At 69.3% G+C, this 11,974-nt stretch carries 11 protein-coding genes and 2 pseudogenes; 7 read left to right on the forward strand and 6 right to left on the reverse strand.

Going from position 1 to position 11,974, the window contains the following annotated elements; all coding sequences use genetic code 11:
• Nucleotides 1–95: 95 nt before the first annotated feature.
• Entirely contained in the window at nucleotides 96–587 is a 492-nt protein-coding gene (locus tag DM816_RS09295) for a cation:proton antiporter regulatory subunit (protein WP_117209744.1), read from the forward strand.
• A pseudogene (locus DM816_RS09300) lies at nucleotides 587–1,750 on the forward strand (cation:proton antiporter); the annotation flags it as partial. The gene DM816_RS09295 and the pseudogene DM816_RS09300, both read left to right, overlap by 1 nt.
• A 67-nt stretch (nucleotides 1,751–1,817) precedes the next feature.
• Here the strand turns inward: DM816_RS09300 and DM816_RS09305 are convergent.
• Nucleotides 1,818–2,525, reverse strand: a complete 708-nt coding sequence (locus tag DM816_RS09305) for a CTP synthase C-terminal region-related (seleno)protein (protein ID WP_117209746.1) — start codon at nucleotides 2,523–2,525, stop codon at nucleotides 1,818–1,820.
• 71 nt (nucleotides 2,526–2,596) lie between these two features.
• Between DM816_RS09305 and DM816_RS09310 the strand changes: the two genes are divergently transcribed.
• The 4 genes from DM816_RS09310 (at nucleotide 2,597) to DM816_RS09325 (ending at nucleotide 5,879) form a co-directional block, all read left to right on the forward strand.
• Nucleotides 2,597–3,496, forward strand: a complete 900-nt coding sequence (locus DM816_RS09310; RefSeq protein WP_211588607.1) for a LysR family transcriptional regulator — start codon at nucleotides 2,597–2,599, stop codon at nucleotides 3,494–3,496.
• Between the two features lie 91 nt (nucleotides 3,497–3,587).
• The gene (locus tag DM816_RS09315) at nucleotides 3,588–4,106 is read left to right on the forward strand and encodes a SigE family RNA polymerase sigma factor (protein WP_117209748.1); all 519 of its coding nucleotides are present in this window, start codon (nucleotides 3,588–3,590) and stop codon (nucleotides 4,104–4,106) included.
• Nucleotides 4,103–5,392, forward strand: coding sequence for a hypothetical protein (locus tag DM816_RS09320; RefSeq protein WP_117209749.1), 1,290 nt, complete (start codon nucleotides 4,103–4,105; stop codon nucleotides 5,390–5,392). Before DM816_RS09315 ends, DM816_RS09320 begins: the two co-directional genes overlap by 4 nt.
• A gap of 19 nt (nucleotides 5,393–5,411) precedes the next feature.
• Entirely contained in the window at nucleotides 5,412–5,879 is a 468-nt protein-coding gene (locus tag DM816_RS09325) for a tetratricopeptide repeat protein (protein ID WP_162907274.1), read from the forward strand.
• On the opposite strand, the gene DM816_RS09330 is transcribed toward DM816_RS09325, so the two are convergent.
• Nucleotides 5,836–6,741: a polysaccharide deacetylase family protein gene (locus DM816_RS09330; RefSeq protein WP_117209751.1), complete on the reverse strand. Its 906-nt coding sequence runs from the start codon at nucleotides 6,739–6,741 to the stop codon at nucleotides 5,836–5,838. The two genes, DM816_RS09325 and DM816_RS09330, sit on opposite strands and share 44 nt — an antisense overlap.
• The gene (locus DM816_RS09335; protein WP_246001755.1) at nucleotides 6,738–7,586 is read right to left on the reverse strand and encodes a polysaccharide deacetylase family protein; all 849 of its coding nucleotides are present in this window, start codon (nucleotides 7,584–7,586) and stop codon (nucleotides 6,738–6,740) included. The genes DM816_RS09330 and DM816_RS09335 overlap by 4 nt, the downstream gene beginning before the upstream one ends.
• 202 nt (nucleotides 7,587–7,788) lie before the next feature.
• Here DM816_RS09335 and DM816_RS09340 point away from each other — a divergent pair, with 202 nt between their 5' ends.
• Nucleotides 7,789–9,324 (forward strand): aldehyde dehydrogenase family protein, encoded by a 1,536-nt coding sequence (locus tag DM816_RS09340; protein ID WP_117209753.1) that lies wholly within the window; start codon nucleotides 7,789–7,791, stop codon nucleotides 9,322–9,324.
• On the opposite strand, the gene DM816_RS09345 is transcribed toward DM816_RS09340, so the two are convergent.
• The 3 genes and pseudogenes from DM816_RS09345 to DM816_RS09355 form a co-directional block, all read right to left on the reverse strand.
• A complete protein-coding gene (locus tag DM816_RS09345; RefSeq protein ID WP_117209754.1) occupies nucleotides 9,317–10,444 on the reverse strand; it encodes a nitric oxide synthase oxygenase in 1,128 nt (375 codons plus the stop codon). The genes DM816_RS09340 and DM816_RS09345 overlap by 8 nt on opposite strands.
• A 149-nt stretch (nucleotides 10,445–10,593) precedes the next feature.
• Nucleotides 10,594–11,583 carry a GNAT family N-acetyltransferase gene (locus tag DM816_RS09350; protein WP_117209755.1) on the reverse strand — a complete coding sequence of 330 codons (990 nt, stop codon included), beginning with the start codon at nucleotides 11,581–11,583 and terminating at the stop codon, nucleotides 10,594–10,596.
• A 70-nt stretch (nucleotides 11,584–11,653) separates the two neighbouring features.
• Nucleotides 11,654–11,974, reverse strand: a pseudogene (locus DM816_RS09355) (amino acid-binding protein); the annotation flags it as partial.

Genomic DNA, 11,974 nt, shown 5'->3' on the forward strand with positions numbered 1-11,974 from the left:
TGGCATCGAGGTACAGGCGTCGGAAACGGTCCGGACGGACGACTTCGCCGCGCCGCCGACAGCGCATGATCACCAAGCGCGCTAAGTTTTGAACCATGCGGGTACAGGTAGAGCAGACCACACTCCCGGGCATCGGCGTCCGGCACGACCTCGTCACGGCGAAGGGCCGCCGGATCGGCGTGATCTCATTCCGCTCGGGACGGCGAGACTTCATCAGTTTCGACCCCGAGGATCCGGACAGCTGCCGTGAGTCGATCGAGCTCAACGACGACGAGGCGGAGGCGCTCGCCGACATCCTGGGCGCGTCGCTGATCCTGGGCCAGCTCGCCGGCATCCGCGAGCAGGCGGCCGGGCTGCGCACCGAGCAGATCACCATCCCGGCGGGCTCGTCGTTCGTCGGGCGCACGCTCGGCGACACCCAGGCCCGCAGCCGCACCGGCGCCTCCATCGTGGCCGTGCTGCGCGAGGGCACGGTGCTGGCCTCACCCGACCCGCAATTCGTGTTCGAAGCCGGCGACGTGATGGTCGCCGTCGGTACCCCCCAAGGAGTTGAAGCCGTCGCTCAAATCCTTGCCGAGGGTCCGTAATGCATGGTTCCACCACCCTGCTCTTGATCGAACTGGGTGCGGTGCTGCTCGGGCTGGGTCTGCTCAGCCGGGTGGCCCGCCGCGTGGGCATCTCCCCCATCTCGCTGTGGCTGCTGGCGGGGCTCGCGTTCGGGCACGGCGGCCTACTGCCGCTCGGCGCGACCGAGGAGTTCATCGCCGTGGGCGCCGAGATCGGCGTGATCCTGATGCTGTTCATGCTCGGGCTGGAGTACTCGGCCACCGAGCTGATCGGCAATCTGCGTGCGGCCGCACCCGCAGGGCTGCTCGACGCGGTGCTCAACACGGTCCCGGGCGCGCTGCTCGCGCTCATGCTCGGCTGGGGGCCGGTGGGGGCGATCGCGCTGGCCGGCATCACGTGGGTCTCGTCGTCCGGCGTCATCGCGAAGGTGCTCAACGACCTGGGCCGCATCGGTAACCGGGAGACGCCGACCATCCTGTCCGTCCTCGTGATCGAGGACTTGGCGATGGCCGTGTATCTCCCCCTGCTCGTGACCGTGCTGGCCGGCACCGGCCTGATCGCGGGCGGGGTGTCGCTGTCGGTCGCGCTTGGCGCGGTGGCGGTCGTCATGCTCATCGCCGTGCGCTACGGCCACATCGTGTCGCGGCTTGTCGCCTCCAAAGACCCCGATGGCGTGCTGCTGGCCGTGCTCGGGCTCACGCTCATGGTCGCGGGCCTGGCCGCCAGCATCCAGGTGTCGGCGGCGATCGGCGCGTTCCTCGTGGGCATGGCCATCTCGGGCGAAATCGTGGAGAACGTGGCCGCGATGCTGTCCCCGCTGCGTGACGTGTTCGCGGCCGTGTTCTTCGTGTTCTTCGGTCTGGCGACCGATCCCTCGGCGATGCCGCCGGTGCTGCTGCCGGCCGTCCTGCTGGCCGTGGTCACCATGGTCACCAAAATCATTACCGGGTACCTGGCGGCGAAGCGCGCCAAGATCGCGAGCCTTGGCCGATGGCGTGCGGGGCTGGCGCTCACACCACGCGGAGAGTTCTCCATCGTCATCGCCGGGCTGGCGGTCGGCGCGGGCGCGGCGGCCCAGCTCGCCCCGCTGTCCACGGCTTACGTGCTGATCACTGTCGTTTGTGGACCGATGCTGGCTCGCCTGCCCGACTACGCGTGGTTCAAGCGGTGGGTGCGCCCGCGGGTCACGCCCGCCGCGCCCCCGTCGCTGCCGCCGGTCATGACGCCGCCACCGGCCAGTGTGGGCGCACTCACCCGGCCGCATTCGAGGAAGGCTGCGCCGCCCGAGCGAAAGCGCGGATGATCGGGTGGACGCGGCCGGCCTCGTCGGCCAGTTCCGGCTGGAACAGCGTGGCCAGATAGAACGGATGACCGGGCAGTTCCGCGACGCGCACCTCACCGTCGTCGTCGTGCCCGGTGAACGCCATGCCACGGGACTCAAGCAGACCTACAAACCCGGCATTCAGCCCGTAGGCGCAGTGGTAGCGCTCGATGCTCTTGTCGGCCCCGAGGATCGCCGAAGCCCGCGAGCCGGGTGCGATGTGGACGGCCCGCTCGTGCCCGACCAGTGCGCACGCCAGCTCGACGATCACCTCGTCCTCGCCCTCCCCCTTCGGCGTGACCTCGGCGTGCACGGCCGACGCCAGCCCGCACACGTTCCGCGCGAACTCCAGCATCGCGTGCTGAAAACCGCCGCACGTGCCCAGGAACGCGATCCCGTGCTCTCGCGCCGTTTTCGCGACGTGCAGGGCTCCGGCCTGGCTGCGATACGGGCTGCCGGGCAACAGCCAGATCGCGTCAAAGCGGGTCAATGCGGTCTCGTGTGCCTGCTCCGTCGGGATCCAGTACGCGTCCAACGCCAATCCTTCGTCGCGCCTGAGCGCCTCCAGGATTCCGGGGAGCCGCACGTGGGCCCGCACGTGCACGGAACGATCGCCCACCAATGCCACTGTCGTCATGCGTACCATCGTGGCTGGCCTCGCCCTATTAAGGCCAACGACAATCTCGCACCTTGTCATTAGGGATGCTTATGGACACCGGCCTGCTGAAGACCTTCGTAGTCGTGGCCCGGCAGGGCTCGTTCTCGGCGGCGGCTGCCGAGCTCGGCTACACCCAATCGGCCGTGTCGCAACAGGTCGCGCTGCTGGAACGGCAGATCGGCGCGCGGCTGCTGCACCGCCGTCCGGTCGCGCCGACCGAGGCCGGCCAACGGCTGCTCACGCATGCCGCACCCCTGCTGCTCCGGCTGGATGCGGCAATCGCCGATGTGGCAAGGCTTTCGGCCGGGCCGCCGGCTCATCTGTCCATCGGCCTGAGCCCCTTGTCCGGTACCAGAAAAATCTTCGCCGCATTGGCCGCCGCCCGGCAATCCCTTCCCAGGGTGACCCTCTCGCTGCGGGTCTCGGGGCGGCACGAGTTGTTGGCCCGCTTGGCCTCCGGCGACCTCGACCTCGCCCTCGTCGACGGCGTCACCGCCGCCAACGACCCGCTCAACCTGCTGGACGCGGGCCCGCTCACGTCGACAACGGTCGCGCAGAGCCCGATCGCGGTGGCGTTGCCGGTCGCGCATCCGCTCGCCGACCGCTCGTCGCTGTCGCTGCACCAGATCATCGACGCGCTGTGGATCGACGCCCCGGACATCGCCACCCCGCTGGCGCAGTTGAGCGCACTTGCCCACGCCGATCGCGTGCGGTCGGCGCTACGCTACGACGGTGCCGACGTGCACACGCTGCTCGGGCTGATCGCGTCCGGCTCGGGGATCGCGCTTCTCCCAACGACCGCTTGCACGGGTGTGGCCGCCGTGCCACTGAGCGCGCCCCGGCTCGTGCACCGGGTAGAACTGATCCACCACAGCACCCTCGCCCCACCCGCCACCACCCTCTTTACCGTCGATCATGAACTTACGTCCATGTTCGACGGCGTGTCGTGACACCAACTTCATGGTCAATTCGTGATCGACTTTCAACCCTCGCGCGGGCGCGTGCGTTTATGGGAGTGTGGTGGCGGGCGAGAGGAATCCGATGGCCGAGGCGGACTTCCGCGAATTCGTGGAGGCCAGATATGCCAAGCTGCTGCGCATAGCGTTCCTTCTGGTCGGCGACCCGGATGAGGCCGAAGACGTCCTGCAGACGGCGTTGCTGGCGGTGCTGCCGCGCTGGCGCACCATGGACCATCCCGAGGCATACGTGCGCGCGGCGATGGTCAACCACCTGATCGGGCGGTGGCGGCGGCGCCGCGTCATCGAGGTCCTGACGGGGGTACTGCCGGAGCGGCCCACGGCCGGGCCGGGTACCGACCTCGAAAACCGTGACGAGCTGTGGCGCGCGCTGCAGGCCTTGCCCGGCCAGATGCGTGCGGTGCTGGTGCTGCGCTATTGGGAAGATCTGTCCGAAGCCGAGACCGCGTCGCTGCTGCGCTGCTCGGTGGGCACGGTCAAGAGCCAGGCTTCACGCGGGCTGGCCCGGCTGCGGCAGATGATCGAACCCCCGCGGCGGGCCCATCCCGCGCTGCTCGCCGTCCTGGCGGGAGACACGGAATGATCAACGAACTGCGGGACACCATGCAGCGGCAGGCTTCCGGCCTCACACCGAAGCCGGACCCGTATCGCAGGCTCATGCTCAGGCGCACCCGCCGCAGGACCATTGTCGCGACCACGGTCGCCACAATGCTGCTGTCGCTCGCTGCCCCGGCCGGGGTTCTGTTGGCGCGCAACGGGTTCGTGTGGGAGGCGAGCCGACCCGGCGGCGAGCCGCCCGCCGAGCTGCAGCCGCTTTTGAGCAGCCGCACGCGCGGCACCCTCGCCGAGGACTCCGCCTTTCTGGAGGCGATACGGGCACGGGCCGCTGCGGAGATCACTGACACGCGCTCGTACGAGGGCGCGTACATGCCCGCTGATCCGGACGCGATCCGCGTGTTGTTCGCCGGCGACGTCGCGGGCTGCGGTCGGGTGGTCGTGCTCGCGGGCGTCACGGGCCGCCCGCTGCACGCCACGTACGCCGGCTCGCCCGGCGATGAGCCGCAACAACTGCGGCTGGTCGATGCCGGCCGGCTGTCGCCGGTCGCGCAGCCGGCGTGGACGGGGTCGTCGGGGCGTTATCAGCTGATCTTCGGGCCGGAGGGCAGCCACCTGGAGTTCAGCGTGCGCACCAGATATCTGCGCGACGGCCCCGTCACCGACTGGCATCCGGTCAACACCGAGGTATACCTGGCGACCAGCTCCACCACCCTGCCGGGCACGCGGGTGCGGGTCAGCACGACCGGCGTGGCGCCGGTCGAGGTACAGCCGATGGCCGTCCGTGCCGTGATGACCCCGGCGGTGCGCGTGGACGAGGAGTCACTGCGCGGGCACGGCGAGAGCGTGCGGCGCGCGGCCGAGGAGGCGGCCCTGCTGATCGCCCGGCGCACGGGACTCACGTCGTCGGACGCCAAGTACATGCTGCGGTGGGGTGGGCAGGTCGCCGCAGCACCGATCGCCACGGTGATCGCGCTGACGCCCGACGGCGGCGGTCCATTCGCGACAGTCGCGCTGGATCCGGCCAACCCGAGCGCGCCCATCACGCACCCGACCGGCGACGGTGCCGTCGGCGACCCCGCGAGGTCGGTCATCGTGCATCGTCTGCCGGGAGCCTCGGACCACCTGCTGATCATCGCGCCGCAGTCGGCGGTACAGGCCAAAATCGTCCAAGGGGGAACGGTGCTCACTCGGGTCGACCTGCATCAGGGTGTCGGGTGGGGCAGACTGTCCGAGAAACTCACCGTGGTGGTGCGCGCGCTGGATCCGGCCGGGGCGATCGTCGCGGAAGCGGGCTTTTACGATGCCCCGTGAAGCGATGCCCCGTGAGGCGATGTCTCCCGCGATCGAGCGGATTCCTGACGCGCTGCAACACTTCCGGCGCTCGCTCGCGATCGCCCAGGCCGAAGGTGACCACGCGGGCGAGGCCGGCGCGCTCAACCGACTCGGTGAACTGCTGCGCCAACAGGGCCACCCCGCCGAAGCCGCGGCCGCCCACCGCGCCGCGCTCGCGGTGGCGGCGGCCGGCCGAAGCCGGCCGGAGGAGGCGTCCGCTCACCTCGGCCTGGCCAACGCCCTGCACGACGCGGGCGACACCTTAGACGCGCGTCGCCATTGGGCGGCGGCTTTACGCTTGCACACCGATCCGGCCGGCACACAGGCCGCCGCGATCCGCGCCCGCCTGCGTCAATCAGGTGAGGCGGGCGCAATCGATGCAACCGGGTTCGAGCCGTGCGCCAAGGCAACGCGGCGTCAGGTTACGGCTTGGGCAGGCCGTCCCTCGGCAGCGCCACGAGCGTGAAGCGGGCCTTGAGCCACGGCAGCGCGGTGTGCAAAGCCGTTGTGGTGTCGGGCTTTTGGTAGTCGTGCATGAGCACGATCGAGCCCGGCCGCGTCTGGCCCTGCACCACACCCACGATGTGGTTGACCATCGACTCGCCCTTGCCCCATCGCGAGGACTCCCAATCGCGCGTGTCGACGTCCCAGTGGGTCGGGGTCATGCCGAGCTCCTGACACACGCTCAGATAGTCGGCCGTCCACCGCCCGCCCGGCGCGCGAAAATAAGGCACCCGCGCATCGGGCACGATGGCCCGGATGGCGTTGTTGGTGTCGGTCAGGTCCTGCCGGATGAGGTCGACCCCGTAGTCGCCGAGCTGGGTGATGTGCTTCCACGTGTGGTTGCACAGCGTATGCCCGTCGTTGTGGATGCGCCGGATGAGGGTCGGGTTGGCCTGCGCCTTGACGCCATTGACGCAGAACGTCGCCTTGACCCCGCACTGCCGCAGCAGGTCGAGCACCTTGGGCGTGTTGACGGGATCGGGGCCGTCGTCAAACGTGAGCGCCACCGTGGTGTTTCCGGTCGTCTTGACTGTCCCCAGTGGACCGGCGCCGCCCGCCTGCGGCCGATCCGAGGGCTGACTGCCCGTGCAGTTCAGTGCGATCGGCGGCGTGGTGATCCGCGGCGGGCGCGGCGCCTGGCTGCGCGCCGGGCTCGCCTGCGGCTCCGCCTCGCCCGTCGGTGTGGGCTCGGCCGACGGCTCCGCAGACTCCACGATGGACGCACTGGGCACGGGCGTGGCCGACGGCACCGGATCGGGCTTGGCCGACGTGCACCCGGCCAGTCCGATCACGACCACCGCGGCCAACGCCAGCCGCGCGGTCATGTGCGCCCCAGCCCGCCCGGTGGCAGGGCGACGAGCGTGAAGCGGGATTTCAGCCAGGGCAGCAGATATCTGAACGCCGTCACGGTGTCGGGCTTGAGGTTGTCGTGCGCCAACACGATCGAGCCGTTGCGCGTCTTGTTTTGCACGGTCGACACGATGTGGTTGACCATGCTCTGCCCGCGCCCGTATTTGGCGAAGTCCCAGTCACGCGTGTCCACATCCCAGTACAACGACGTCATGCCCATGCTGCGCGCGATGCCCACGAGATCGCTGTCGAAGTGCCCACCGGGCGCGCGGAAATACGACACCTTGGCCCCGGGCACGGCCTCTTTGATCGCGTTGTTGGTCGCGGCGAGATCGTCGCGGATCGCGGAATCGCCCCGTTTGCGCAGCTCAAGGTCGTGTCGCCAGGAGTGGTTGCACAGCGTGTGCCCGTCGGCGTGGATGCGCCGGATCAGGTCGGGATAGTTGTGCGCGTTTTTGCCGATGACACAGAACGTGGCCTTGATTCCGTTGTCGCGCAACAGATCCAGCACATGCGGGGTGTGCTCGGGGTTGGGCCCGTCGTCGAACGTGAGCGCGACGTCCTTCGACCCGGTCAGCACATATGACCCGCCGGGCCCGGTCTTGGGCTTGGGCGAGGGCGACGGGGAGGGCGGCTTGGGCGAGGCGGGTGGCTGTGTGTGCGACTCGGTGGGGCTCGGCGAGGGAGACGGCGACGGCGAAGGTGATGGCGAGGGAGACGGGGACGCGGCCGGCGCCGAGGCGGATGGCGGCGGTGTGGCGTTGTTGGACTTTGTCGCGCAGCCTGTGACCGCCAGGAGCAGAAAAAGGGTAGGGACCACCAAGGGGACTCGCACAAGTCCTCCCGATTTTTGTGGGGGCGACTGGGGCTCCCTGACGATAGACCACCGGTGCGACAACGACGCCTTTCGACGAGAGCTTCATCACGCAACATGGGAAACCCACTGCTCAGACCCAGTGAAGAGATCTCGGAATGTGAACGTCCTCTTGTCAGGTTCGAGAGCTCGGCGGCAAGGTACGCCCATGCAGCTGCGAACCGGCACCGATTGGCAGACGACTCTTACCCGCGCGACGGAGGTCGCACCGGAGGCGTTCGACGGTGATGTCCTCCGCAACCTCATCCAGGGGCAGTGGCAGGCCGTGGGCCGCCAGTCCTCGCTGGTCACCCCGGTCGACGGCACGACGATCGCCCGGCTGTCCCGGTTGGACGCGGCGACCGCGCAGGCCGCCGTCGAGCACTCGCTCCGCGACCACAAAAAGTGGGCCATCACCCCATTGGGTGAACGCAGGGAGCGCGTAACCCAGGCGCTCGACCTTCTCACCGAGCATCGCGATCTGCTCGCCATGCTGCTGGTCTGGGAGATCGGCAAGCCGTGGCGGCTCGCGTGCGCCGACGTCGACCGCGCCCTCGACGGCGTCCGGTGGTATGTGGGCGAGATCGACCGGCAGATAGGACGGCGCTCCCCGCTTCCCGGCCCGGTGTCCAACATCGCCAGCTGGAACTACCCGATGAGCGTGCTCGTGCACGCCGAGCTGGTGCAACTGCTCGCGGGCAACGCGGTCATCGCCAAGACCCCGTCCCAGGGCGGCGCGGTGTGCTTGACCGTCGCCCACGCCCTCATGCAACGCGCCGGACTGCCCGCCACGCTCGTGTCCGGCGGTGGCGAGGAGCTTTCGGAGGTGCTCGTGCGCGCGCCGCAGATCGGCGCGGTCGCGTTCGTCGGCGGGCGGTCCAACGGCGGCAAAGTCGCCGCGGCCCTGCTCGACACCGACAAGCGGCACATGATCGAGCAGGAGGGCCTCAACGCCTGGGGCGTATGGGAATTCTCGCAGTGGGACCTGCTCGCCGGACACCTGCGCAAGGGGTTCGAATATGGCAAGCAGCGCTGCACCGCCTACCCTCGCTTCGTGGTCCAGCGCGAGCTCGTGGACAGCTTCTTGGATGTGTATCTGCCCGTGGTCAAGTCCATCCGGTTCGGACACCCACTGGCGGTCGAGAACGACACCGATCCCCTGCCCGAGCTCGACTTCGGACCGCTCATCAGCGCGACCAAGGCCGACGAGCTGCGCCGCAAGGTCGACGAGGCGGTGAAGGCCGGTGCCGTACCGCTATATCGAGGAAAAATTGAAACCGGGACCTTCCTCGACGGGCAGGACACCGACGCCTACGTCGCACCGTCCGCGCTGCTCGCCCCGCCCGGCCGCAGCCGCCTCATGCACGCCGAGCCGTTCGGCCCGGTGGACACGATCGTCGTGGTCGACACCGAGGACGAGCTGCTCGCGGCCATGAACGCGTCCAACGGCGCGCTCGTGGCGAGCCTGGCCTGCGACGACGAGGACCTGGCCGGCAAGCTCGCCACGGACCTGCAGGCGTTCAAGGTCGGCATCAACAAGCCTCGATCGCGCGGGGACCGCGAGGAGCCGTTCGGCGGGCGCGGCGCCAGCTGGAAGGGCGCCTTCGTCGGCGGCGAGTTGCTGGTGCAGGCGGTCACGGTCGGCGACCCCGACGAGCGGCTCTACGGCAACTTCCCCGAATACAGCCGTTACCCCACTACATAGCGTAAAAGTTGGGCCGCAGGTCGGCCTCGGCGTAATAGCGGTGGAAGACGGGCGTGAGCGACGCCGACATCGGCGGCACGATCCATGTCCAGTCCGCCGGGACCGGCCTGCCGGCTGCGCGCTCACGCTCCACATGGGACATGAACCGCCTGGACTCCGTGTGGTGGTCCGACATGCGCACGCCCGCGCGGGCAAACGAGTGCAGCACGGCGCGATTGAGCTCCACCAATGCTCGATCGCGCCAAAGCGTTGCCTCGCTTGACATGTCGAGCCCCATGCAGCGGGCGATCGCCGGGATCATGTTGTATCGGTGCTCGTCGGCGAGATTGCGTGCGCCGATCTCCGTGCCCATGTACCAGCCCGAAAACGGCGCCAGCGGATAATCGATCCCACCGATCGACAGCCGCATGTTGGAAATGGCCGGGACCGCGTGCCAGCGCAGCCCGAGCTCGGCGAACCAGACGAACTCGGGGTGTGTCAGCGGGACCTCCAGCACCGCGGTCTCCGGCAGCTCAAAACACGTGGGCTCCTCGTCGCCCGTCTGCAAAATCAGTGGCAGCAGATCGAATGGGCTCCCCTTGCCCTGCCAACCGAGCGCCATGGCCGCCCGCGTCAGCTCCCGATTCTGCGCATCGCCCGCATCGTCGTCGTAGCCCGCGTACCGAATCAGCTGATCGTTGCGCAGCCTGGTCACCGGCCGCCCAGCGACGGCCTGCCGAAAGACCGAAATGATCGGACGCAGCCTGCCGCGGTGCTCACCCTCCCCGGTCGCCTTCAGCAGGTGGGCCACCAGGTCTTCAAAGATCTCTTGGTGGGTACGCGATGAGCGCCGGTCCAGCACGAGGAGGCTGCGCCAATACAACCTGCCGATGCACCGGCTCGCATTGCGCCACGCCAGGCGTGCGCCGTGCACCAGCTCCTGCGGGGTGTGCCAGTACGTCCCGAGCGCCGCGATCTGGTCGCGCACCGTCGTGAGGCGCGGCTCGACCCGGCCGAGCGTGGGCACCTCGCCGTACACCGCACGTAGGAACTCCACGGCCTCGTCCACATCCACCTGGCTTCCCGGCTCCCACTCGCTCAACGCAGCATCGCGATAACCGGTTGGAGCGTTCGAGACCATGCGAGCGATATTCGCGTACTCCCCCCGCCCGGAATCGCACACCCTGTGCGACTCTCCCCGCGCCTTTCCTCGTCGATCATGAACTTGAGCCCATGCTCGACGGCGTGTCGCGGCATTAAGTTCATGATCAACGCAGAAACGGGTTGGGGTCAGATGGGCGTGGTGGCTAAGTCGCGCACGGGCAGGGTGGCGCTCGTGTGGCCACCGTCGTGGTCGAACGTCGCTTGTGGACGGACACGGCGGATCAGGCGAACCATGGCGTGGTTGTCGGCTCGCATGTGCAACTCGACGGCGCGCAGGCCCAGTGGGCCCGCCAGCCCGAGCAGGCGGCGCAACAGCGCGGTCCCGAGTCCCTTGCGCCGCATGGAATCCTGCACGAGCAACGCGGCCTCGGCCAGCTCGCCCTCGCCGATCAGATGGGCCATGGCCACGACCTCGCCGTGCTGGTTTTCGGCCAGCAGGGCCACACCGCGCGCCGGGCTCAGCAGCCGTCTCAGCCGCGCGTCGGACGGTCCGCCGGACGCGGCATGGAGCCTGCGCACCGCCGGCAGGTCGGACTCACCGGCCGGGCGCAGGCTGAGCTCCTCGCCGCCCGGCAGGAGCAGGGTCGCGTTCGCGGCACGGCAGGTCATCGCGGCACGCGCGACCTCGACCAAAGCCTGAGCACGCGCAAACTCGGCGGGCGTGAACACCGGTGCGAGCCGGGTCAGCACGATCGTGCCGCCCGCCGGATCGGCCACGCGCATGTTCGTCGCGCCGTGCCCCGTCACCGAGTCGGACCTCTCGTGTTGCACCAGGCATCCGCCGAGCATCGCGCTCAGGGTCTGGCCAAGTGCCTCCGGGTCGGCGACCAACCGTGCGGCCAGCCCGGCGATCTGCGCGGGCGCATCGACCAGACCGTGCGCATCGGTGCGCGCGACCCAGGCGTTGCGTCCCCGGCCGCGTTCGATGGCCGCCAGCAGGTCCGCCTCGTCGAGGTTGTCGGGCGCGTCGAGCAGGAAGTCGTCGACCGCCCCGGCCTCGGTCGTGTGCACTTGAACGGCCAGGATGTTGATGGAGCGCAGGGCGAGGCTCGCGGTCAGCACGGCCAGGAATCCCGGCCGGTCGTCCACGGTCGCACGTACCCGCCAAAGTGTCATGCCCACAGCCTCCTCCCGCGAGGTTTCGAGGCTATTACCCGGCGTTATATGACCTTGTATGTGCGTCGTTTCACAGCGCGGCGGTCATTTCGAGCCGGTCGCCCATCATGACGGCGGTGGCGCGCACCAGTCCCGCCAGGCGGTCGATCTCGGTGGCGTGGAAGGCCGGCAGCTCGCGGGCCACGGCCAGCACGAGCCCGCCCCGGCCGAACGGCGCGATCGCGTATCGCGTGCCGTCAGCCCCGGTCAGCGCGCGCGGGCGCAGCGGAGCGATCTCCGGCATGCGCGGCGCCTCGGGAGCGCGCCAGCTCGCGTGGATCACGGCCGGTTCGTGCCGGCGGCTGGCCCAGTCGGCGGGCACCAGCAGCACGGCTGCCCAGTCGGCGGCGAG

It is taken from the genome of Allorhizocola rhizosphaerae (assembly GCF_003426775.1).
In the GTDB taxonomy this organism is placed as follows: Bacteria; Actinomycetota; Actinomycetes; order Mycobacteriales; family Micromonosporaceae; genus Allorhizocola; species Allorhizocola rhizosphaerae.

What these genes read in the sequence shown, in the direction of transcription:
- DM816_RS09295 (WP_117209744.1), top strand. Translation starts at nt 96, where the DNA reads ATGCGGGTACAGGTAGAGCAGACCACACTCCCGGGCATCGGCGTCCGG.
- DM816_RS09305 (WP_117209746.1), bottom strand. Translation starts at nt 2,525, where the DNA reads ATGACGACAGTGGCATTGGTGGGCGATCGTTCCGTGCACGTGCGGGCC.
- DM816_RS09310 (WP_211588607.1), top strand. Translation starts at nt 2,597, where the DNA reads ATGGACACCGGCCTGCTGAAGACCTTCGTAGTCGTGGCCCGGCAGGGC.
- DM816_RS09315 (WP_117209748.1), top strand. Translation starts at nt 3,588, where the DNA reads ATGGCCGAGGCGGACTTCCGCGAATTCGTGGAGGCCAGATATGCCAAG.
- DM816_RS09320 (WP_117209749.1), top strand. Translation starts at nt 4,103, where the DNA reads ATGATCAACGAACTGCGGGACACCATGCAGCGGCAGGCTTCCGGCCTC.
- DM816_RS09325 (WP_162907274.1), top strand. Translation starts at nt 5,412, where the DNA reads ATGTCTCCCGCGATCGAGCGGATTCCTGACGCGCTGCAACACTTCCGG.
- DM816_RS09330 (WP_117209751.1), bottom strand. Translation starts at nt 6,741, where the DNA reads ATGACCGCGCGGCTGGCGTTGGCCGCGGTGGTCGTGATCGGACTGGCC.
- DM816_RS09340 (WP_117209753.1), top strand. Translation starts at nt 7,789, where the DNA reads ATGCAGCTGCGAACCGGCACCGATTGGCAGACGACTCTTACCCGCGCG.
- DM816_RS09345 (WP_117209754.1), bottom strand. Translation starts at nt 10,444, where the DNA reads ATGGTCTCGAACGCTCCAACCGGTTATCGCGATGCTGCGTTGAGCGAG.
- DM816_RS09350 (WP_117209755.1), bottom strand. Translation starts at nt 11,583, where the DNA reads ATGACACTTTGGCGGGTACGTGCGACCGTGGACGACCGGCCGGGATTC.